The 20,817-nt window shown below is 66.1% G+C and carries 20 protein-coding genes and 1 tRNA gene; 6 read left to right on the forward strand and 15 right to left on the reverse strand.

Annotated features, from left to right (window positions below):
• Positions 1-37: 37 nt before the first annotated feature.
• Entirely contained in the window at positions 38-568 is a 531-nt protein-coding gene (locus PQ455_RS01200) for a winged helix-turn-helix transcriptional regulator (RefSeq protein WP_273688479.1), read from the forward strand.
• Here PQ455_RS01200 and rpoZ read toward each other — a convergent pair.
• The gene (rpoZ, locus tag PQ455_RS01205; RefSeq protein ID WP_273688481.1) at positions 559-900 is read right to left on the reverse strand and encodes a DNA-directed RNA polymerase subunit omega; all 342 of its coding nucleotides are present in this window, start codon (positions 898-900) and stop codon (positions 559-561) included. The genes PQ455_RS01200 and rpoZ overlap by 10 nt on opposite strands.
• 131 nt (positions 901-1,031) lie before the next feature.
• On the opposite strand from rpoZ, the gene PQ455_RS01210 reads away from it, so the two are divergent.
• The gene (locus PQ455_RS01210; protein WP_420542815.1) at positions 1,032-2,228 is read left to right on the forward strand and encodes a phospholipase D-like domain-containing protein; all 1,197 of its coding nucleotides are present in this window, start codon (positions 1,032-1,034) and stop codon (positions 2,226-2,228) included.
• 93 nt (positions 2,229-2,321) lie between these two features.
• Here PQ455_RS01210 and PQ455_RS01215 read toward each other — a convergent pair whose 3' ends face one another.
• Positions 2,322-2,939 (reverse strand): class I SAM-dependent methyltransferase, encoded by a 618-nt coding sequence (locus tag PQ455_RS01215; protein ID WP_420542816.1) that lies wholly within the window; start codon positions 2,937-2,939, stop codon positions 2,322-2,324.
• Positions 2,940-3,151: 212 nt separating this feature from the next.
• Positions 3,152-5,452, reverse strand: a complete 2,301-nt coding sequence (locus PQ455_RS01220) for a CDC48 family AAA ATPase (protein ID WP_273688485.1) — start codon at positions 5,450-5,452, stop codon at positions 3,152-3,154.
• Between the two features lie 298 nt (positions 5,453-5,750).
• Between PQ455_RS01220 and PQ455_RS01225 the strand changes: the two genes are divergently transcribed.
• From PQ455_RS01225 to PQ455_RS01235, 3 genes are all read left to right on the forward strand, one after another.
• Positions 5,751-6,635, forward strand: a complete 885-nt coding sequence (locus PQ455_RS01225) for a LysR substrate-binding domain-containing protein (RefSeq protein WP_273688487.1) — start codon at positions 5,751-5,753, stop codon at positions 6,633-6,635.
• A 128-nt stretch (positions 6,636-6,763) separates the two neighbouring features.
• Entirely contained in the window at positions 6,764-8,911 is a 2,148-nt protein-coding gene (locus tag PQ455_RS01230; protein WP_273688489.1) for a sodium-translocating pyrophosphatase, read from the forward strand.
• A gap of 91 nt (positions 8,912-9,002) precedes the next feature.
• Positions 9,003-9,710, forward strand: coding sequence for a hypothetical protein (locus PQ455_RS01235; protein WP_273688491.1), 708 nt, complete (start codon positions 9,003-9,005; stop codon positions 9,708-9,710).
• A 136-nt stretch (positions 9,711-9,846) separates the two neighbouring features.
• Here PQ455_RS01235 and rplL read toward each other — a convergent pair whose 3' ends face one another.
• The 8 genes from rplL to PQ455_RS01275 form a co-directional block, all read right to left on the reverse strand.
• Positions 9,847-10,221, reverse strand: coding sequence for a 50S ribosomal protein L7/L12 (gene rplL, locus PQ455_RS01240; RefSeq protein ID WP_273688492.1), 375 nt, complete (start codon positions 10,219-10,221; stop codon positions 9,847-9,849).
• A 63-nt stretch (positions 10,222-10,284) separates the two neighbouring features.
• Positions 10,285-10,806 (reverse strand): 50S ribosomal protein L10, encoded by a 522-nt coding sequence (rplJ, locus tag PQ455_RS01245; protein ID WP_273688494.1) that lies wholly within the window; start codon positions 10,804-10,806, stop codon positions 10,285-10,287.
• A gap of 338 nt (positions 10,807-11,144) precedes the next feature.
• A complete protein-coding gene (locus PQ455_RS01250) occupies positions 11,145-11,927 on the reverse strand; it encodes a glycosyltransferase (protein WP_273688496.1) in 783 nt (260 codons plus the stop codon).
• Between the two features lie 168 nt (positions 11,928-12,095).
• On the reverse strand, positions 12,096-12,794 hold the full coding sequence (rplA, locus tag PQ455_RS01255; protein ID WP_273688498.1) for a 50S ribosomal protein L1: 699 nt from the start codon (positions 12,792-12,794) through the stop codon (positions 12,096-12,098).
• 4 nt (positions 12,795-12,798) lie between these two features.
• Positions 12,799-13,230, reverse strand: coding sequence for a 50S ribosomal protein L11 (gene rplK / locus PQ455_RS01260; protein ID WP_273688500.1), 432 nt, complete (start codon positions 13,228-13,230; stop codon positions 12,799-12,801).
• Positions 13,231-13,436: 206 nt separating this feature from the next.
• Entirely contained in the window at positions 13,437-13,976 is a 540-nt protein-coding gene (nusG, locus tag PQ455_RS01265; RefSeq protein WP_273688502.1) for a transcription termination/antitermination protein NusG, read from the reverse strand.
• Between the two features lie 12 nt (positions 13,977-13,988).
• The gene (secE, locus tag PQ455_RS01270) at positions 13,989-14,216 is read right to left on the reverse strand and encodes a preprotein translocase subunit SecE (RefSeq protein WP_273688503.1); all 228 of its coding nucleotides are present in this window, start codon (positions 14,214-14,216) and stop codon (positions 13,989-13,991) included.
• Positions 14,217-14,350: 134 nt separating this feature from the next.
• Positions 14,351-14,426 (reverse strand) — tRNA-Trp (locus tag PQ455_RS01275).
• Positions 14,427-14,576: 150 nt separating this feature from the next.
• Between PQ455_RS01275 and PQ455_RS01280 the strand changes: the two genes are divergently transcribed.
• Positions 14,577-15,587 (forward strand): sulfate ABC transporter substrate-binding protein, encoded by a 1,011-nt coding sequence (locus tag PQ455_RS01280; RefSeq protein WP_273688505.1) that lies wholly within the window; start codon positions 14,577-14,579, stop codon positions 15,585-15,587.
• Positions 15,588-15,839: 252 nt separating this feature from the next.
• On the opposite strand, the gene PQ455_RS01285 is transcribed toward PQ455_RS01280, so the two are convergent.
• The 4 genes from PQ455_RS01285 to mce form a co-directional block, all read right to left on the reverse strand.
• The gene (locus PQ455_RS01285) at positions 15,840-17,822 is read right to left on the reverse strand and encodes an acetyl-CoA carboxylase biotin carboxylase subunit (RefSeq protein ID WP_273688506.1); all 1,983 of its coding nucleotides are present in this window, start codon (positions 17,820-17,822) and stop codon (positions 15,840-15,842) included.
• The gene (locus PQ455_RS01290; protein ID WP_273688507.1) at positions 17,822-18,082 is read right to left on the reverse strand and encodes a hypothetical protein; all 261 of its coding nucleotides are present in this window, start codon (positions 18,080-18,082) and stop codon (positions 17,822-17,824) included. The genes PQ455_RS01285 and PQ455_RS01290 overlap by 1 nt, the downstream gene beginning before the upstream one ends.
• Positions 18,079-20,226 (reverse strand): methylmalonyl-CoA mutase, encoded by a 2,148-nt coding sequence (scpA, locus tag PQ455_RS01295; RefSeq protein WP_273688508.1) that lies wholly within the window; start codon positions 20,224-20,226, stop codon positions 18,079-18,081. Before scpA ends, PQ455_RS01290 begins: the two co-directional genes overlap by 4 nt.
• Positions 20,227-20,344: 118 nt before the next feature.
• Positions 20,345-20,785, reverse strand: a complete 441-nt coding sequence (gene mce / locus PQ455_RS01300) for a methylmalonyl-CoA epimerase (protein WP_273688510.1) — start codon at positions 20,783-20,785, stop codon at positions 20,345-20,347.
• Between the last annotated feature and the right edge of the window lie 32 nt (positions 20,786-20,817).

Raw genomic sequence — 20,817 nt, forward strand, 5'->3', positions numbered from 1 at the left:
TTTCTTGATGACGCGATCGGGGCTATCCTCGCCCGTTATGAGCGAAACTCCTGATCTCAAACGGATCATCCAGTGCGGCCTGACGGACGCCGTCGAGGCGATCGGCGAACGCTGGTCCTTCCTGATCCTGCGCGGCGCCTTCAACGGGCTGGTCCATTTCGAGGAGTTCCAGCAGACGCTGGGGATCGCCCGCAACATCCTCGCCAATCGCCTCGCCCGGCTGGTGGAAAAGGGCATCCTCGATCGGTCGCCCAGCGCGGAGGATCGGCGGCGGGTGAATTACCGCCTGACCGACAAGGGCGAGGCTCTGCTGCCGGTGCTGGTGGCGCTGCGCCAATGGGGCCACACCTGGGGCGAGGCGCCCGGTTGCGGCCCGGTGCTGATCGATCTGCGCGACGGCAAGCCGCTGCGCGACATGCGCGTGGAGGCGCACGACGGGCGCCCGGTGCGGATCGGCGATCTCAGCTGGTTCGAGCCGGGGCCGGAAGCCGCCGTGGTGGATGCGGACGCGCCCGGATCATCGCGGCCCGAGCCCCAGGAGGCCCAGGCCGCCGAAAATCACTCGTAATCGCCGCCGGCGTTCTGGTTACGCGGCGGGGCGGCGGCGGTGAGGCGCAGCGCCTCGGCCGAGGCCGCCAGGCTGCCGATCTCGTCCGGCGCATCGTCTTCGTCGATCTGGACGCGCTGGAGCGTGCCGACGACCGATTCCTGCAATTCGGACGGGGTCACGGTCTCTTCGGCGATCTCGCGCAGGGCGACGACCGGGTTCTTGTCGCGATCGCGATCGATGGTCAGTTCGGCGCCGCCCGAAATCTGCCGCGCGCGCTGGGCGGCGAGCAGGACGAGATCGAACCGGTTGGGAATCTTGTCGACGCAATCTTCGACAGTGACGCGCGCCATGCAAACGCTCCGCTTGGGGCCAGGTTTTTGGCTGAATGGAAGCGACGACGGTTAGCCGTGGGGCCACGAAATGTCAAGAAATTCGGTCCGGGCCGGGTGGAGCCGGGGCCTGCCTCGCTCGTTCCGCCCCCATGGCCACGCTGTTGAAGACTCCCGAACCCGCCACCCCCGATCGCGAAACCGCGATCGATCCGCACGGCACCTACACCATCGCCGGCAACCGCATTCGTATCCTCGAACGCGGCGAGGATCGGCTGAAGGCGCTGCTGGGGCTGATCGTTGACGCCAAGCGATCGCTGCGCCTGCTGTTCTACATCTACGCCGACGATCGCGCGGGCGCGCAGGTGCGCGACGCGCTGATCGCGGCGGCCGAACGCGGCGTCCACGTCTCGCTGATGGTCGACGGGTTCGGCAGCGCGGCGGGCGACCGCTTCTTCGCGCCGCTGGAGGCGGCGGGCGCCGAGGTTTGCCGCTTCAGCCCGCGCTTCGGCCGCCGCTATCTGCTGCGCAATCACCAGAAACTCGCGCTGGCCGACGAGGCGCGGGTGATCGTCGGCGGGTTCAACGTGGAGGACGATTATTTCGGCCGGGGCGATGCGTGGCGCGATCTGGGGCTGCTGATCGAGGGCCACACTGTCTCGCGGCTCGCCCGTTATTATGACGCGCTGGTGCGCTGGGCGAGCCAGCCCAAGGGCAAGTTGCGCGATCTCGGCCGCCTCATCAACCGCTGGAGCGAGAAGGAGGGGCAGGTCCGCTGGCTGCTCGGCGGCCCCACCAAGCGGCTGAGCCCCTGGGCGCGCGCGCTGCGCACCGATCTGGCGCGCGGCAAGCGGATCGACCTGATCGTCGCTTACTTCACCCCCAGCGTCTCGATCCTCCGCCGCATCCGCCGCGCCCGCAAGCGCGGCGGCGAGGTTCGGCTGGTGACGGCGGCCAAGTCCGACAATCAGGCCACGATCGCCGCCGCCCGCTTCCTCTACCCGCGCCTGCTGCGCAACGGGGTGCGCATCTACGAATATCTCGCCGCCAAGCTGCATACGAAGCTGTTCGTGATCGACGACGTGGTCCACGTCGGCTCGGCCAATTTCGACATCCGCTCGCTGTTCCTCAACATGGAGATCATGCTGCGGATCGACGACCCGACCTTCGCGGCCGCGATGCGCGCGTACATCGACGGCGAGGTCGCGGAGTCGCACGAGATGACCTTGGACGAGATGGAGGATTCCGGCTGGCTCACCCGCATCCGCCGGGCGATGGCCTATTTCGTGGTGGCGATCCTCGACGGGAATATCACCCGGCGGCTGAACTTCGGGCCTGATGGGAAATAGCACGCCCGTGCTCCTGCCAAGGCAGGAGCCCAGAGCCCCAGGCGGCGCACTCGAATAACCCTGGGCTCCGGCTTTCGCCGGAGCACAAGCGGATCAGTCCTTCCACGCCCAGTACAGTTGCGCCGGCGGGATGTTCACCAGCTCGAACGCATGGTCAATGCGCGGGAAGTGCGGGGCGAGGAAATCGCGCACCTTGGGGTTGAACTGATAGACGAGGAAGCAGCCGCCCGGCCGCAGCGCCTCGGCCGTCTCGCGGGCGATGATGTCGCCCACGCCCGGCGGCAGGGTCGAGAAGGGCAGGCCCGACAGGACATAATCCGCATGGAAATGGCCGCGCTCGGCCAGGATCGCGCCCACGTCCGCCGCCGATCCCAGCACCGGCACGAAGCGCGAATCGGTGATCCGGGTATCGAGGTAGCTGATGAAATCGGGGTTGGTGTCGATCGCGATCAGGGTCGCGTCGGGCGCCATCCGCTCGAGGATCGGCCGGCAGAAGGTGCCGACGCCGGGGCCATATTCGACGAACACCTTGGTGTTCGCCCAATCGACCCGACCCAGCATGTTGTCGATCAGCTTCTTGGAGGATGGGATGATCGATCCCACCATCACCGGATTCTTCAGGAAGCCCTTGAAGAAGGTGCCGAGCGGGCCGGAGGCCGCCACGCGATTGTCGCCCCGATCCAATACTCGGTCGGCGGAGGGTGAACTCATCTCGGCTCCCTTGGAACTTGAATCCTCAACCCCTTGCAAATGCAGCCTCCAAAGGCAAGCGGCGCGCGCGACAACCGGAACGGGAACGAGACGAGCGGAGGCGGCCAAGGGTTCCGCCCGGCACGGAAGGAAAAGCTGTCATCGCGAGCGTAGCGCGGCGATCCAGCCTCGCCGCTGGATGGCTTCGCTTCGCTCGCCATGACGAGGTGCGGTCAGCGCCGCTTGCTCTCTCCTTCGCCGAGCGTGCCGATCGGGGTGAAGCCGATCGGCTGGAGCGCCAGCGCATCCTGCTTCAGATGCGCCGCGATCCGCTCATATTCCTGCTCCATCTCGGGCGTGACGCTGGCGCGCGTCTCGTCCAGCGCATGCTCGAAATGCGCCATCGTCACCTCGGTCACGTCGAGCGAGCCGCGCAGCGCGAACATGCCGGCGCGGCGCACCAGATCCTCCAGATCGGCGCCGGTGAACCGCTCGGTGCGATCCGCCAGCCGATCGAGATCGACATCCGCCGCCAGCGGCATCTTCTCGGTATGGATGCCCAGGATGCGCCGCCGCCCGGCCTCGTCGGGCACCGAAACATAGACCAGCTCGTCGAACCGCCCCGGCCGCAGCAATGCGGGATCGATCAAATTAGGCCGGTTGGTGGCGCCGATCACCACGACCGACTGCAATTCCTCCAGCCCGTCCATCTCGGCGAGGATGGTGTTGACCACCCGCTCGGTCACCTGCGGCTCGCCCATCCCGCCGCCGCGCGCCGGCACCAGCGAATCGAGTTCGTCGATGAAGATCACCGTGGGCGCGACCTGCCGGGCGCGCGCGAACAGCCGGGCGATCTGCTGCTCGCTCTCGCCATACCATTTGCTCAGCAGATCGGACGATTTGGTGGCGATGAAATTCGCCTCCGCCTCACGCGCCACCGCCTTGGCGAGCAGCGTCTTGCCGGTGCCGGGCGGGCCGTAGAGCAGGAAGCCCTTGGCCGGGCGGATGCCGAGCCGGCGGAAGCTCTCCGGCCGCTTGAGCGGCAGCTCCACGCCTTCCTTCAGCCGGTCGCGCGCCGCGTCGAGCCCGCCGACATCGTCCCAGCGCACCGTCGGCTGCTGCACCATCACCTCGCGCATGGCGGACGGCTGGACCCGTTTCAGCGCCTCGATGAAATCCTCGCGCGTCACCGAAAGATCGTCCAGCACCTCCTGCGGCACTGTCTTATCCTCCAGGTTCAGGCGCGGCATGATCCGCCGCACCGCCTCGATCGCGGCCTCGCGGGCCAGCGCCGCCAGATCCGCCCCGACGAACCCGTAGGTGGTGCGCGACAGCTCCGCCAGATCGACCTTGTCGCCCAGCGGCATGCCGCGCGTGTGGATGCCCAGGATCTCGCGCCGCCCGCGCTCGTCGGGCACGCCGATCACGATCTCGCGATCGAACCGGCCCGGCCGGCGCAGCGCCTCGTCGATCGCCTCCGGCCGGTTGGTGGCGGCGATGATGACGGTGTTCTGCCGCGCCTCCAGCCCATCCATCAAGGTCAGCAGCTGCGCGACGAGGCGCTTCTCCGCCTCGCCGGTCGCCTGCCCGCGCTTGGGGGCGATCGAATCGATCTCGTCGATGAAGATGATCGAGGGCGCGGCCTTGGCGGCCTCCTCGAACACTTCGCGCAGCCGCTTCTCGCTCTCGCCATAGGCCGATCCCATGATCTCCGGGCCGGCGATCGAGAAGAAGCTGGCGTGGCTTTCGTTGGCGACGGCGCGGGCCAGGCGCGTCTTGCCGGTGCCGGGCGGGCCATAGAGCAGCACGCCCTTGGGCGGATCGACGCCCAGCCGCTGGAACAGCTCCGGGTAGCGCAGCGGCAGCTCGACCATCTCGCGCACCTGATCGATCGTCGTGCCGAGCCCGCCGATATCGTCATAGGTCACGTCCGCACGCCGCTCGCCGGTGGCGGCGACATATTCGGCGCGCAATTCCACCTCGGTATCGGCGTCGATATGCACGATGCCCTTGGCCGGCACGGTCGAGACCACGGTGAGGCGGATTTCCTGCAAGGCATAGGCCGGCGCGTTCAGCATCTGGCGCAGTTGGGGCGGGATATTGCCCTGCTCCACCCTTTGCTGGCCTGCCGTCGCGACCACGTCGCCGGCGGTCAGGGGGCGCATGCCGAAGGTGCGCTTCAGCGCCGCGCCCGATCCCTGGAGCCGCAGATTTTCTTGTGCAGGTGCGAACACGACCCGCTGGGCCGCGACCGAAACCGCGCGCCGCACCTCGACGAAATCGCCCGATCCGACCCCGGCGTTGGCGCGCTGGAGCCCGTCGAGCCGCAGGATGTCGAGCCCCTCGTCCTCGGGGTAGGGCAGCACCGCGCGGGCCGGCGTGGCGCGCTTGCCCTCGATCTCAACCACGTCGCCTTCGGACAGGCCGAGCGCGTTCATCGTCGATCGCGACAGGCGGGCCAGTCCTCGCCCCGAATCATCGGGCCGGGCATTCGCCACCTGCAACCTGCGCGTCGTCACCTCACCGTCGGCCATCTCGCTCTCCGATCTTCTCGGGAACGAAATAAGTAGCGATGGCCGGGTTACGATCCCCCGGCGGCCAAAAAAAGGGCCGGTCCGTGAGGACCAGCCCTGAAAGTTTTAGGAGAGGATGCCTGAAAGGCCCGACCTTTGTGACCCGGCGCCCGCCATTGTGCAAGTGCAAAATAATCTGTTCGCACTTGCAAAATTCTCAACACTTGCCAGTTGGGTTTCCACGGCGGATGCGATGGCGCTTGCCAGCGCCCGCCGCGGCGCAATATCGTTTCGCCATGGAGAAGGAAGGAGAGGCGCAATGCGGCGCTTGCCCCCGCTGACGGCGGTCGAAGCCTTCGTGCAGGTCGCGCGGCTCGGATCGGTCAAGGCCGCGGCGGAAGCCCTGGCGCTGTCGTCGCCCGCGCTCAGCCGCCGGGTCCAGGCGCTCGAACGCTTCGTCGGCAAGTCCCTGTTCGAGCGGCGCCATCAGGCGATGGTGCTGAACGTCGATGGCGACGTGCTGCTGGCGCGCATCGCCCCGGCGCTCGATTCACTGGCCGCCGCGATCGAATCGGCGACAGGCGAGACCGAGCAGCTGCGCCTGCGCATCAACGTGCCGCCGCTGTTCGCCTCGCAGCGGCTGATGGCCAATCTGCCGACCCTGCGCGAGCGCCACCCCGAATTCCATCTCGATATCGACACCGCCCCGCAAGGCCTGTCGCGCCTCGGCGACGGGCTCGACGCGGCGATCGTGCTGGGCCGCGATGTCGATAGCTCGCTCTATTCGCGGCGGCTGGATCGGCCGAAGATCGCCGCCATCGCTTCGCGCAAGCTGCTCGAGGGCGCCAACCCGATCACCGGCCCCAGGGATCTGGAGCGGCTGACGGTCTATGCCCACCGCGATCTGCCCGATCTCTTCTCGGTCTGGCGCGAGCAGGTCGGCCTGCCCCGGCTGGAGCCCGCCTCGATCGACCATTTCGATTCGGGCTTCCTGATGCTCGACGCCGCCTCGCGCGGGATGGGCGTGGCCTTCATGCTCGACGATCACCTGCGCGGCGCGACCGATCCCAACCTCGTCCATCTCTTCGGCGACGAGGTCGAAAGCCCCTACAGCTACTGGTTCGCCTGCCGCCGCCCGGCGCTGTCGAGCAAGGCGATGCGCATCTTCCAGCAATGGCTGATGGAGACGGTGGGGGCGGAATAGCCCCGACTGTCCACTCCTTCCCGCGCCCGCTTGCCTTCCGCGCGCGATGGGTATTCATTCCCCCCGCATAGCCGGCGGGAGTCCTCCAGCCCGCCGGTATGATAACCGGGGGAACAGGAGAGAGAGGCATGCTCATCGTTGAGGCAGCCATGGTCTGCGGCCTGATCGCCGTCGTCTATGGCCTCATCACCAGCCGCCAGGTGCTGAACGCGCCGGCCGGCAATCAGAAGATGCAGGATATCGCCGCCGCCATCCAGGAAGGCGCGCGCGCCTATCTCGGGCGGCAATATCGCACCATCGCCGTCGTCGGCATCATCGTCGTCGCGATCGTCTGGGCCTTTCTGGGCGCCACGTCCGCGATCGGCTTCATCCTCGGCGCGCTGCTGTCGGGGCTGACCGGCTTCATCGGCATGAACATTTCGGTAAAGGCCAACGTCCGCACCGCCGAGGCCGCGCGCACCAGCCTGCAAGGCGGGCTGACGATGGCGTTCCGATCCGGCGCCGTCACGGGCATGCTGGTCGCGGGTCTAGGCCTGCTCTCCATCTCGGTCTTCTTCTGGTATCTGGCGGGGCCGGCGGGGCATGTGCCGGGCGATCCGGCCGATCGCACGATCGTCAACGCGCTGGTCGCCTTGTCGTTCGGCGCCTCGCTGATCTCGATCTTCGCGCGGCTGGGCGGCGGCATCTTCACCAAGGCGGCGGACGTGGGCGCCGATCTGGTCGGCAAGGTCGAGGCGGGCATCCCCGAGGACGACCCCCGCAACCCCGCCGTGATCGCCGATAACGTCGGCGACAATGTCGGCGACTGCGCCGGCATGGCGGCCGATCTGTTCGAAACCTATGTCGTCACCCTCGGCGTGACGATGGTGTCGATCGCGCTGTTCATGGGGCCGGGGCCGGACACGCTGGCGCTGATGGCGCTGCCGCTGATCGTGGGTGGGGTGTGCATCCTCACCTCGATCCTCGGCACCTATATGGTCAAGCTCGGCAGCAGCGGGTCGATCATGGGGGCGCTCTACAAGGGCTTCTGGACCTCGGCGATCCTGGCGGTGCCGGCCATCTATGCCGTCACGCACTATACGCTGGGCGACATGAACGCGGTGATCGGCGGCGCGGCGCAGGCCAGCGGCGCGGATGTCGCGACGCATGTGAAGGCGGGCGGCGACAGCTTCACCGGCATGGACCTGTTCTGGTGCATGATGATCGGCCTGGGCGTGACGGGCGCGCTGGTGTGGATCACCGAATATTATACCGGCACCAATTATCGCCCGGTGCGATCGATCGCCAGGGCCAGCGAGACCGGCCATGGCACCAACGTGATCCAGGGCCTCGCCATCAGCCTCGAGGCGACGGCGCTGCCGACGTTGGTGATCGTCGTCGCGGTGATCGCCGCCTATCAGCTCGCCGGCATCATAGGCATTGCCTTCGCCGCGACGGCGATGCTGGCGCTGGCCGGCATGGTGGTGGCGCTGGATGCGTATGGCCCCGTCACCGACAATGCCGGCGGCATCGCCGAAATGGCGGGGCTGGACGATAGCGTGCGCGAGCGGACCGATGCGCTCGACGCGGTCGGCAACACCACCAAGGCGGTGACCAAGGGCTATGCGATCGGCTCGGCGGGGCTTGCCGCGCTGGTGCTGTTCGGCGCCTACACCACCGATCTCAGGGAATTCTTCCCCGGCCTGGCGGTCGATTTCTCGCTGTCCAACCCGTACGTCATCGTCGGGCTGCTGCTGGGGGCGCTGCTGCCCTATCTGTTCGGCGCGTTCGGCATGACGGCGGTGGGCCGCGCGGCGGGCGCGGTGGTCGAGGAGGTGCGCCAGCAATTCCGCGACAATCCGGGCATCATGGAAGGCACCAGCCGGCCGAACTATGCCCGCACGGTCGATCTGGTGACGCGCGCCGCGATCAAGGAGATGATCGTGCCGTCGCTGCTGCCGGTGCTGGCGCCGGTGGCGGTCTATTATGTGATCTTCGCCGTCGCGGGGCAGGCCAATGGCTTCGCCGCGCTGGGGGCTTTGCTGCTGGGCGTGATCGTGTCGGGGCTATTCGTGGCCCTTTCGATGACCTCGGGCGGAGGCGCGTGGGACAATGCCAAGAAATATATCGAGGACGGCCACCACGGCGGCAAGGGATCCGACGCGCACAAGGCGGCGGTGACCGGCGACACGGTGGGCGATCCCTACAAGGACACCGCCGGGCCGGCGGTGAACCCGATGATCAAGATCACCAACATCGTGGCGCTGCTGCTGCTCGCGGCATTGGCGGCGCATTGAGCGGGTAATCCCCCTTCTTCTCAGCGGAGGGGGATTTGCTCGCCACCCGGCGGCCATGATAGCCTCCCGGCTTTCCGGGGGGGATGCGATCATGGCGCTCAGGGTTCCGGCCTATCTGTGGTTCCTGCTCGCCTTCGCGGTGATCCTGGCGGGCTTCTGGCCGAGTTTCTTCAGCCAGCCCGCCGGCAACGATGCCGCCCATGCCGCGCACGGCCTGTTCGCGACGCTCTGGCTGATCCTGCTGGTGGCGCAATCGGCGCTGATCCGGGCGCGCCGCCGGGCGCTCCACCGCCGGATCGGCTGGGCCTCGATCGGGCTGGCGGTGCTGCTGGTCGCGACGAGCCTCAATCTGGTGCGGATCATGCTCGCCGATCCGGCCGGCTTCCCGATCTGGCTGCGGCTGACCCTGGCCTATATCGATCTGACGACGATCACGCTGTTCGTCGGGCTGTACGCCGCCGCGATCCTGTGGCGGCGCGATCGGGTGGTGCACAGCCGGCTGGCGGGGTCGACCGTGCTGGTGGCGATGATCCCGGCGCTCGGCCGCTTCTACGGTATGAATTACCCGGTGGGCGGGCTGCCGGGGGCGCTCGATCCCAGCTTCTGGACGGTCGAGGTGATCCTGCTGGTGGCGGTTTTGCTCGATTGGCGCGGCGGGCGGCTGCGCTGGCCCTTCCCGGTCGCACTGGCGGCCTTCGTGGCGATTCACCTGACTTATCCGATCGGATCGCAATCGGCCGCGTTCGCCGTTCTCGCCCGCGCGATGGGCGGGTCTGCCTTGCCACTTGGTGCGGAATAGCGTCCGGCTGCCGCTCGGAAACCGCCAACGCCGGATCTGACGCCTTCTCGAGCGGCCAAAACAAAAGGGCGGCCCGTTGCCGGACCGCCCTTCCATCTCCGCCCGAAGGCGGATGCATATGGCCGAAGCCAGACGCTTACTTGAGTTCGACGGTCGCGCCGGCGGCCTCGAGCTGCGCCTTGATCTTGGCGGCTTCGTCCTTGTTGACGCCTTCCTTGACGGCCTTCGGCGCGGACTCGACGAGAGTCTTCGCTTCGGTCAGGCCCAGGCCGGTGATCGCGCGGACTTCCTTGATGACGTTGATCTTCTTGCCACCGTCGCCGGTGAGGATCACGTCGAACTCGGTCTGCTCTTCGGCAGCCGGAGCGGCGGCGCCGCCGGCCGGGGCCGCAACCGCGACCGCCGCAGCGGCCGAAACGCCCCACTTCTCTTCGAGAAGCTTCGAAAGCTCGGCCGCCTCGAGGACGGTGAGAGCCGAAAGATCGTCAACAATCTTCTGCAGGTCTGCCATTGTCTTCACTCCATGCGGGCCGCCGTGCGGCCCAAAGGTCAGTTGTTAAGTCTTCGAGGTACGTCAGGCCGCTTGCGCGTCCTTGTCGGCATAAGCCGCGAACACCCGTGCCAGCTGGCCGGCCGGCGCCTGGACGATCTGCACCACCTTGGTCGCGGGCGCCTGGATGAGGCCCACGATCTTGGCACGCAGCGCGTCGAGCGACGGCAGTTCGGCCAGCGCCTTGACGCCAGCGACGTCGAGGACGGTATCGCCCATCGCACCGCCCACGATTTCCAACTTGTCGTTGGTCTTCGCGAATTCGACCACCACCTTGGCGGCGGCGACCGGGTCGGCCGATGTCGAGAGCGCCGTCGGCCCCGTCAGCAGATCGCTGAGCGTGGTGTACGGCGTGCCCTCGGCGGCAATGCGGACGAGACGGTTCTTGGTCACCTTGTAGCTGGCGCCGGCTTCCAGCATCTTCACGCGCAGGGCCGTGGACTGTGCCACGGTCATGCCGAGATTGCGGGTGACAACCACCACGCTGGTCTCGGTGAAGGTGCGGTTCAGGGCGGCGACCTGCTCGGACTTTTGAGCGCGATCCATTCCCATTCTCCACTCCGCCCGGCGGACGATCCGCCGGACGCATACGAACCGCGCGAACGGGCGAGCCCGGCCACGCGGCAAAGGTCCGACAAGGGAATGGACGCCTGACCCGATCGCGAACGATGGGCAGACCGGAGGGCCACCCCATAAGGGCGATCCCCGGAAAATCTCTTCCCCGTCTTGGCGAGATATCAAGCGGGGCAAAATCCCCGCACTCGCTGTCTCGGACGGCGAACCCCCGGAGGGGTTCGGTGGCGGGCCGATACAGGAATATCAGTCGGCTGTCACGCCAAATCGCGGTCTGGAGCCGGGTTTGTCCGGGCGACGCGGTTGAGCGGTCAGCGCGCCAGCGCGCGATCGATCGCGGAGCGCGAAAGCGGTTCTATACCATGTTCGCGACAGAAGACATTCGCGGCTAATATCATCTGGCCCAGATGATCCTGGGGAAACTGATCGAACCAAAAGGCATTTGTTCCAAAGCGGAAGTGCTTGTACACCAGCCCCTTCAGCGTCAAATAATAATAGAGCTTCTGCTTTTCATTGATGTCGCCCGGCTTGAAGGCGCTCAAATGGTGCAGGGTTATTCCACTTTCGACAGAATGGGATGCGGCGGTGTCTTCATGAAACATGATTTCTTCATGAATAAGGCCAGCCCAGCGCACCAGAGGGCTCACCTGATAGATCCGGCAATGCCCCTCTTCGCCAAAGCCACCATCCGCCATGAGCGCGCCCACGTCATGCAGACCGAAATTGGCGTCCGCATAATAATTGCGTCGACGAACTCGATAGGCTGCGGGGGTTTCAGGCGGCGACGCCATGAAGGCGAGGATCTCATCCTTGACGACGAGTTCGTCGCTGTCGATCGCGAAGACCCAGTCGTTTCGTGCGTATCCCGCCCCATAATTACGAGGATGCGCGAAGCCGAACTTGAAGAGTGATTCGCGTGGATAGGAAACGACCATATCCTGCTCGCGCAGCAGCGACCTGAGCAGTTCGGGCGTTCCGTCCGTCGATCCCATCTCCACAACGATGATCTGATCGACGATTTCGAGCAGGGGTGGAATTGTGATGCTCAATGAACTTGCGTCATTGTAGCTCAGCATCACGACCGAAAGCTTCATTGGAATCCGCCCCGTCTTCTACCTTATCGGAAAGGCGACGGATCACCGCAATGACCTGCCGGACTCTCTCCCGCTATCGACCGGCGGCAATTGGGACGCCATCTGCCGGAACGTAGTCGGTCGGTGACGGAAAGGGCAACCTCCGATCGCCCTTTCCGTCATCCATTATCAGGCGGCCGAAACCTCGGCCACGTCCACCTTGATGCCCGGGCCCATCGAGGAGCTGACGGCGACCTTCTTGAGGTACTTGCCCTTGGCGCCGGTCGGCTTGGCGCGCACGATCGCGTCGACGAAGGCGTCGAAGTTGGCGCGCAGGTCCTCGGCCGGGAAGCTGGCCTTGCCGATACCGGAGTGGATGATGCCGGCCTTTTCGACGCGGAACTCCACCTGGCCGCCCTTGGCGTCCTTGACCGCCTGGCCGACGTTCATGGTGACCGTGCCGAGCTTCGGGTTCGGCATCAGGCCCTTCGGACCCAGCACCTTACCGAGGCGGCCGACGAGGCCCATCATGTCCGGGGTCGCGATGCAGCGATCGAAATCGATCGTGCCGCCCTGGATCGTCTCCAGCAGGTCTTCGGCGCCGACGATCTCGGCACCCGCCGCCGTGGCTTCCTCTGCCTTGGCGCCGCGCGCGAACACCGCGACGCGGACGTCTTTGCCGGTGCCCTTGGGCAGGGTGACGACGCCACGGACCATCTGGTCGGCGTGGCGCGGATCGACGCCGAGGTTCAGCGCGACTTCGATCGTCTCGTCGAACTTGGCGGTCGCATGGGTCTTGGCGAGACCGATGGCCTCATCCACGCCATGCAGCTTCAGCGCGTCGACCGCTGCGGCCATCGCCTTGGCCTTCTTGCTCTGCTTTGCCATCGGATCAGCCCTCCACAACCTGAAGGCCCATCGCGCGGGCCGAGCCTTCGATCGTCTTGGTCGCTGCCTCGATGTCGTTGGCGTTCAAATCCTTCATCTTCTGCTCGGCGATCTGGGCCAGCGCGGAACGCTTGATCGTGCCCGCCGACACCTTGCCCGGCTCCTTCGAGCCCGACTTCAGGTTGGCCGCCTTCTTGATGAGGTACGAGGCCGGCGGCGTCTTCGTCGCGAACGAGAAGCTGCGGTCGGCATAGACGGTGATGACGGTGGGAAGCGGCGTGCCGACTTCCTCGCCACCGGTCTGCGCGTTGAACGCCTTGCAGAACTCCATGATGTTCACGCCGCGCTGGCCCAGCGCCGGGCCGATCGGCGGCGACGGGTTGGCCTTTCCGGCGGGGACCTGGAGCTTGATATAGCCCGTGATCTTCTTAGCCATGATGACTCACTCTGTTGCTGGGCGCCCCCTTGGCGGAGGCCACCCGGTTCAAGTTTAGCGGTGGTGACGGAGGGCCGAAGCCCGCCTCCCGCGCTTTTGCCCCACAACCGTCATGCTGAACTTGTTTCAGCATCCACCCATCCACCGCATCGGCGGCGCGTGGGGCGAGATGGACCCTGAAACGAGTTCAGGGTGACGAAACCGAATTACTTTACGCGCTCGACCTGCTCGAATTCCAGCTCGACCGGGGTGGCGCGGCCGAAGATCGACACCGACACCTTCACGCGGCTGCGATCGAAATCCAGTTCCTCGACCAGACCGTTGAAGCTGGCGAACGGGCCGTCCAGCACCTTGACCTGATCGCCGATCTCGAAATCGACCTTGATCTTCTGCTTCGGCGCGGCTGCGGCGGCTTCCTCCTTGGTGTTGAGGATGCGCGCGGCCTCCGCCTCGCTGATCGGCTGCGGCTTGCCGGAGGAGCCGAGGAAGCCCGTCACCTTCGGCGTGTTCTTCACCAGGTGATAGACGTCGTCGTTCATGCTCAGCTTCGCCAGCACGTAGCCGGGGAAGAATTTGCGATCCGACGTCACCTTCTTGCCGCGGCGGACCTCGGTGATCTTCTCGGTCGGAACCTCGACCGATTCGACGAGCTGCTCGAGGCCCAGGCGGGTGGCGTCGGCGAGGATCGCCTCACGCACCTTGTTCTCGAAGCCCGAATAGGCGTGGATGATGTACCAGCGCGACATGAGATCCCCGAATTAGGCCAGCAGCGACAGCAGGAACTGGACGATGTGGCTGAACGCCTGATCGACCCCGAAGAAGAACACCGACAGCACGAGCGTCAGGATGACGACCATGATCGCCGTCGTCACGGTTTCCCGGCGCGTCGGCCAGGAGACCTTGCCGGCCTCGGTCTTCACCTGATTGGCGAACTCGGGGATGTTGCGGAAGAAAGCCGCTATTCCCTTGTTCTCTGATGCCGCCACTGTCGTTCCTCAGAAATCGAACACGTCAATCGAACACGTTTTGCGAGGCCATGCGCCGCCGCCCGGCTTGCAGCCAGGCATCGCGCCCACGACCCCGCATACTCTTCCGAACCCGAGCCTACGCTCTTACCCGATGGCAGGAGTGGAGGGACTCGAACCCACGGCCCTCGGTTTTGGAGACCGATGCTCTACCAACTGAGCTACACTCCTCCGGGTTCGGAGAGCGGCGCACATACCGGGCGGTGCGGCGTTATGCAAGCGGTGCGCGGCCCCCAAGCCAGCATCGGTCGCTCGATAGTTTTTTCCGTTAGTCTTTCACGGCGAAAGACAATAGCCCGGCCCGCCACAGGAGGAATGCAGATGCGGTTCAAACGGCTGATCGGATGGGCGGCTCTGGCCTCTCTCGGCGCGGGTACTCTGGCGGCGGCGCCGGTCGAACTGCTCAACGTCTCCTACGATCCGACGCGCGAACTCTATAAGGAGATCGACGCCAGATTCGCCGCCGTGTGGAAGGCCAGGACCGGCCAGTCCGTCACCCTGCGCCAGAGCCACGGTGGTTCGGGCAAACAGGCCCGCTCGGTGATCGACGGGCTGCCCGCCGATGTTGTGACGCTGGCGCTCTCGTATGACATCGACGAGATCGCGGCGCGCTCCAAGGCGATCGCGCGCAACTGGCAGGCGCGCCTGCCGCACCGCTCGACGCCTTATTATTCCACGATCGTGTTCCTCGTCCGCAAGGGCAATCCCAAGGCCATCAAGGATTGGGGCGATCTGGTGAAGCCGGGCGTGCAGGTCATCACGCCCAACCCCAAGACCGGCGGCGGCGCGCGGTGGAATTATCTGGCGGCGTGGGGCTATGCCCGCAAGGCGACCGGATCGGACGCCGGCGCGCGCGACTACATCACCAGGCTGCTCCGCAACGTGCCCGTCCTCGATTCGGGCGCGCGCGGATCGACCACCACCTTCGTCGAGCGCGGGCAGGGCGACGTCCTCATCACCTGGGAGAATGAGGCGCAGATGGCGATCCAGGAGCTTGGCAAGGGCAAGTTCGAGATCGTCGTGCCCTCGGTCTCGATCATGGCCGAGCCGCCGGTGGCGGTGGTGGACCGGGTGGTGGAGCGCAAGGGCACCCGCGCGGTGGCGACGGCGTACCTCCAGTACCTCTACACGCCCGAGGGGCAGGCGATCATCGCCAAGCATCATTACCGCCCGCGCGACCCGGCGGTGGCCAGGGCCCACGCCAGGGATTTTCCGGCGATCCCGATGTTCCAGATCGACCGCAACTTCGGCGGCTGGGCGCGCGCGCAGGCGGCGCATTTCGCGGACGGCGGCAGCTTCGACAAATTGTTCGCGGCGTCGAAGGGGCGGTAACCTCGGACCGTCACCCATTGCCGGCCGTCATCCCAGCGAAAGCTGGGAACTCGTGAGGCTGGAGGGTAGATTTTGTTCGCGCGGAGACGCTGAGACGCGGAGAGAAAAAGAGGGAATGGGACGTGGCTCCCGATCGTTCGGAGAGCCACGTCCCATTCCTGATCTCTTCTTACTTCTCTCCGCGCCTCAGCGTCTCCGCGCGAACAAACCTTCTTGAGGCCCCAGCTTTCGCTGGGGCGACGATCAGGAGTCTCACTCGAACTCCATGATCACCGCATCCACCGCCAGGCTCTCGCCCGCCGTGGCCGCCACCTCCTTCACCGTCCCGGCCTTCTCGGCGCGCAGGATATTCTCCATCTTCATCGCCTCGACCACGGCGAGCGGCTGGCCCGCCTCGACCTTGTCGCCCGCCTTGACGTGGATCGCGGTCACCAGCCCCGGCATCGGGCACAGCAGGAAGCGCGACAGATCCGGCGGGATCTTCTCGATCATATATTCGGCCAGCTTCGCCACGCTGGTCGGCAGCGCGCGGACCTTGTGGGTCGCGCCGCGCGTCGTGATCGTCCAGCCGCCGCGCACCTTGTCGATCCTGACCGCGATCGGATCGCCATCGACCAGCGCCTCGATCAGCCGCTGGCCGGGCACGAAGGCCATGTCGACGATCATCGGCGTGCCATCCACCGTCACCGTCTCATTCTCGATCGAGACGGCATGGTCGGTGCCCGAAATGCGGACGACCCAGTCGACCGGCGCCGTTATGCCGCGCCCCAACTGGCCGTCGATCGTGGCGGCGCGCGTCGCCTCGCACACCGCGACCGAGCCGACGATGCCGGCGATGCGGCGGGTCAGCCGCTCGTCATGGGCCGATCCCTGGAAGCCATCGGGATATTCCTCGGCGATGAAGCCCGTCGTGATGTTGCCCGAACGGAAGCGTTCGTGCTGCATCAGCGCCGACAGGAAATCGACATTGTGGCCGATGCCGTCGATCTCGAACCGGTCGAGCGCGTCGATCTGGCGGTCGATCGCCTCCAGCCGGGTCTCGCCATAGGTGATGAGCTTGGCGATCATCGGATCGTAGAACATCGAGATTTCGGAGCCCTCGGTCACGCCGTCGTCCACCCGCACGTCGGCGCTGGTGGCGGGCGGGCGATAGCGCACGAGGCGGCCGGTGGAGGGCAGGAAGCCGCGATAGGGATCCTCGGCATAGACCCGGTTCTCGACCGACCAGCCCTTAATGCCGATATCCTCCTGCGCGAAGGCCAGCTTCTCCCCGTAAGCCACGCGGATCATCTGCTCCACCAGATCGATGCCGGTGATATATTCGGTCACCGGATGCTCCACCTGGAGCCGCGTGTTCATCTCGAGGAAGTAGAAGCCCTCGCCGGTGGTGTCCGCGCCCGACACGATCAGCTCGACCGTGCCCGCGCTGTGATAGCCCACCGCCCGCGCCAGCGCGACGGCCTGCTCACCCATGGCTTTCCGCATCTTCGGCGTCACGAAGGGGGAGGGAGCCTCCTCGACGACCTTCTGGTGGCGCCGCTGGACCGAACATTCGCGTTCGTTGAGGTAGAGGATGTTGCCGTGCTTGTCGCCGAGCACCTGAATCTCGATGTGGCGCGGGCTCTCGATGAACTTCTCGATGAAGACGCGGTCGTCGCCGAAGCTGTTCAGCCCCTCGCGCTTCACGCTCTCGAAATTCTCGCGGACGTCCTTCTCGTGATAGGCGAGCCGCATCCCCTTGCCGCCGCCGCCGGCCGAGGCCTTCATCATCACCGGATAGCCTATGCCGTTGGCGATCTCGACGGCATGGTCGGTCGACGTGATCTCGCCGACGAAGCCCGGCACCACGTTCACGCCGGCGAGCTTGGCCAGCTTCTTCGATTCGATCTTGTCGCCCATCGCCGCGATCGCGCCCACCGGCGGGCCGATGAAGGCGATGCCGGCATCCTCCAGCGCCTGCGCGAAGCTGGTCCGTTCGGAGAGGAAGCCATAGCCCGGATGCACCGCCTCGGCGCCGGTCTCCTTGGCAGCAAGGATGATCGCCTCGGCCAGCAGATAGCTTTCGGAGGCCGGCGGCGGCCCGAGGCGCACCTTCTCGTCCGCCATCTCGACATGCTTGGCCCGCGCGTCGGCATCCGAATAGACCGCAACGGTCTTGATGCCCATCTTCTTCGCGGTGCGGATGACGCGGCAGGCGATCTCGCCACGATTGGCGATCAGGATTTTCTTGAACATCAACGAGCCTTCTTTTTCTCGTGCTTAAGCCAAATCGCTGCCGCCCACATCAAAGCGAGGTAGACGACCCCGGCCAGAAAGAGGACGCCATTAGAGCCAAGGGCCGCCAATATTCTGCCGGTCAGGGGCGGGCCGGGATCGTCGCACCAACTCTCTGGGGCGAGGCCACAGGGGGCCATCGCCGCCATCGCCATCAACAGGAGGGCGACAAGCCAATACACGACGCTGAGGAGCACTATGCTGACGAGCCTGATCGTCACTCCGCCGCCTCGCTCACATCGGCCGGTGGCATATTGTGGCCGAGCAGCTTCAGCACTTCCTCCGCCGCGAGGACGAGATTGGTGCCCGGCCCGAAGATCGCCTGCACGCCCGCGTCGCGGAGCGTCTGGTAATCCTGCGCGGGGATTACACCGCCCGCCACCACCTTGATGTCGCTGCGGCCCGCCTCGCGCAGATGGCCGATCAATTCGGGGATCAAGGTCTTGTGGCCCGCCGCCAGCGAGGAGGCGCCGACGACGTCGACGTCGGCCTCGATCGCCATGCGCGCGGCTTCGGAGGGCGTCTGGAACAGCGGTCCGGCGACCACGTCGAAGCCGAGATCGCCAAACGCCGAGCTGACGAGGTTGGCGCCGCGATCGTGGCCGTCCTGCCCCATCTTGGCGACGAACATCTTGGGGGATCGGCCCTTGGCGCGGCCGACGGCCTGCACGCCATCCTTCAGCCCCGCCCATTGGCGATCCTCGCCATAGGCGCCGCCGTAGATGCCCTTCACCGGGGTCGGCGCGGTGCCGTAGCGGCCGAACACATCCTCCATCGCCAGGCTGATCTCGCCGAGCGTGGCGCGGTGGCGGGCCGCCTCGACGGCGAGCGCGAGAAGGTTCTCCCGGCCCCGCGCGCCCTCACGCAAGGCATCCAGCGCGGCCTGGCAGGCGGCTTCGTCGCGGCCGGCCTTCACCTTCTCGATGCGGCGGATCTGCGCCTCGCGCACGGCGACGTTATCGACATCGAGAATGTCGATCGGGTCTTCGGCGTCCTTGCGATATTTGTTGACGCCCACGATCACCTGATCGCCGCGATCGATCCGCGCGGCGGTGGCGGCCGACGCTTCCTCGATCATCGCCTTGGGCCAGCCGGCGGCGACTGCCTTGGCCATGCCGCCCTCGGCCTCAACCTTCTCGATGATCTCCCACGCGCGATCGACCAGATCCTTGGTCAGCGCCTCGATATAATAGCTGCCGCCCAGCGGATCGACGACGTTGCACATGCCCGTCTCCTCCTGGATGACGAGCTGGGTGTTGCGGGCGATGCGGGCGGAGAAGTCGGTCGGCAGCGCGATCGCCTCGTCCAGCGCGTTGGTGTGGAGGCTCTGGGTTCCGCCCAGCATCGCCGCCATCGCCTCGATCGTGGTGCGCATCACATTGTTATACGGATCCTGCTCGGTCAGCGAGACGCCGCTCGTCTGGCAATGCGTGCGCAGCATCTTGCTGCGCTCGTCCTTGGCGCCCAGCTGGGTCATCACCCGGTGCCACAGCACGCGCGCGGCGCGCAGCTTGGCGATCTCCATGAAGAAGTTCATGCCGATCGCGAAGAAGAAGCTGAGCCGCCCGGCGAACTTGTCGATATCGAGCCCGCTCGCCACGCCATATTTCACATATTCCGCGCCGTCGGCGATGGTGAAGGCCAGCTCCTGCACCTGCGTCGCCCCGGCCTCCTGCATGTGATAGCCGGAGATGGAGATGCTGTTGAACTTGGGCATCTCGCGGCTGGTATAGCCGAAGATGTCCGAGATGATCCGCATCGAGGGTTCGGGCGGGTAGATGTAGGTGTTGCGGACCATGAACTCCTTGAGGATGTCGTTCTGGATGGTCCCGTCCAGCAGCGACCGGGGCACGCCCTGCTCCTCGCCCGCCACGATAAAGAAGGCGAGGATCGGGATCACCGCGCCGTTCATCGTCATCGAGACGGACATCTTGTCGAGCGGGATGCCGTCGAACAGGATCTTCATGTCGTCGATCGTGTCGATCGCGACGCCCGCCTTGCCGACGTCGCCGGTGACGCGCGGATGATCGCTGTCATAGCCGCGATGCGTCGCCAGATCGAAGGCCACCGAAAGCCCCTTCTGCCCCGCCTTCAGATTGCGGTGGTAGAAAGCGTTGGAGGCTTCGGCGGTGGAGAAACCCGCATATTGCCGGATCGTCCACGGCCGCCCCGCATACATCGACGCGCGCACCCCGCGCGTGAAGGGCGCGAAGCCGGGCAGGCCGGGTTCCCAGCCATCCACATCCTCGGCGGTGTACAGCGGCTTGACCGCGATACCCTCGGGCGTGTTCCAGGTGAGATCCTTGCCCTTCACCTCCTTGGCGGCGGCGGCGGACCATTGGTCTAGGGTGGGCTTGTCGGTCACGACGAGATACTCCGTTCGTCCTGAGCGAAGTCGAAGGACGTGCCCCAAGCGGTGCGTCCGGCCGCACGTGCTTCGACTGCGCTCAGCACGAACGGGGTGGGGTATGTCGAAAGACGCATCAATGCCCGCCCTCCTTGGGCGTCTCCATGATCTCGGTCAGCACCCCGTTCATGTCCTTGGGGTGGACGAAGAAGATCAACGTGCCGTGCGCGCCGATGCGCGGCTCGCCCAGCACGCGCGCGCCCTTGCCCTCGAACCAGGCCTTGGCCTCGTGGATGTCGGGCACTTCGTAGCACATGTGATGCTGCCCCCCGGCGGGGTTCTTGGCGATGAAGGCGGTGATCGGGCTCGATGCGTCGAACGGCTCGATCAGTTCGATCTGCGTGCCAGCCGTGCCATTTTCGCCCGGCGTATCGACGAAGCACACCTTCACCCCCTGCGCGGGCAGGTCGAACGGTTCGTGGATCTTCGTCGCGCCCATCACGTCGCGATAATAAGCGATCGACGCTTCGAGCGACGGTGTGGCGACACCGATATGGTTGAGCCGGCCGAGTTTCATTCTGTCCTCTCCGTCATTGCGAGCGCAGCGAA

The organism is Sphingomonas naphthae (genome assembly GCF_028607085.1).
GTDB lineage: Bacteria > Pseudomonadota > Alphaproteobacteria > Sphingomonadales > Sphingomonadaceae > Sphingomonas_Q > Sphingomonas_Q naphthae.

Coding starts and splice junctions, on each gene's coding strand:
- PQ455_RS01280 (WP_273688505.1), top strand. CDS start 14,577: ATGCGGTTCAAACGGCTGATCGGATGGGCGGCTCTGGCCTCTCTCGGC.
- mce (WP_273688510.1), bottom strand. CDS start 20,785: ATGAAACTCGGCCGGCTCAACCATATCGGTGTCGCCACACCGTCGCTC.
- PQ455_RS01210 (WP_420542815.1), top strand. CDS start 1,032: ATGGCCACGCTGTTGAAGACTCCCGAACCCGCCACCCCCGATCGCGAA.
- PQ455_RS01200 (WP_273688479.1), top strand. CDS start 38: ATGAGCGAAACTCCTGATCTCAAACGGATCATCCAGTGCGGCCTGACG.
- PQ455_RS01285 (WP_273688506.1), bottom strand. CDS start 17,822: ATGTTCAAGAAAATCCTGATCGCCAATCGTGGCGAGATCGCCTGCCGC.
- PQ455_RS01235 (WP_273688491.1), top strand. CDS start 9,003: ATGGCGCTCAGGGTTCCGGCCTATCTGTGGTTCCTGCTCGCCTTCGCG.
- PQ455_RS01230 (WP_273688489.1), top strand. CDS start 6,764: ATGCTCATCGTTGAGGCAGCCATGGTCTGCGGCCTGATCGCCGTCGTC.
- PQ455_RS01225 (WP_273688487.1), top strand. CDS start 5,751: ATGCGGCGCTTGCCCCCGCTGACGGCGGTCGAAGCCTTCGTGCAGGTC.
- rplK (WP_273688500.1), bottom strand. CDS start 13,230: ATGGCTAAGAAGATCACGGGCTATATCAAGCTCCAGGTCCCCGCCGGA.
- rplA (WP_273688498.1), bottom strand. CDS start 12,794: ATGGCAAAGCAGAGCAAGAAGGCCAAGGCGATGGCCGCAGCGGTCGAC.
- PQ455_RS01250 (WP_273688496.1), bottom strand. CDS start 11,927: ATGAAGCTTTCGGTCGTGATGCTGAGCTACAATGACGCAAGTTCATTG.
- rpoZ (WP_273688481.1), bottom strand. CDS start 900: ATGGCGCGCGTCACTGTCGAAGATTGCGTCGACAAGATTCCCAACCGG.
- nusG (WP_273688502.1), bottom strand. CDS start 13,976: ATGTCGCGCTGGTACATCATCCACGCCTATTCGGGCTTCGAGAACAAG.
- rplL (WP_273688492.1), bottom strand. CDS start 10,221: ATGGCAGACCTGCAGAAGATTGTTGACGATCTTTCGGCTCTCACCGTC.
- PQ455_RS01220 (WP_273688485.1), bottom strand. CDS start 5,452: ATGGCCGACGGTGAGGTGACGACGCGCAGGTTGCAGGTGGCGAATGCC.
- rplJ (WP_273688494.1), bottom strand. CDS start 10,806: ATGGATCGCGCTCAAAAGTCCGAGCAGGTCGCCGCCCTGAACCGCACC.
- PQ455_RS01215 (WP_420542816.1), bottom strand. CDS start 2,939: ATGAGTTCACCCTCCGCCGACCGAGTATTGGATCGGGGCGACAATCGC.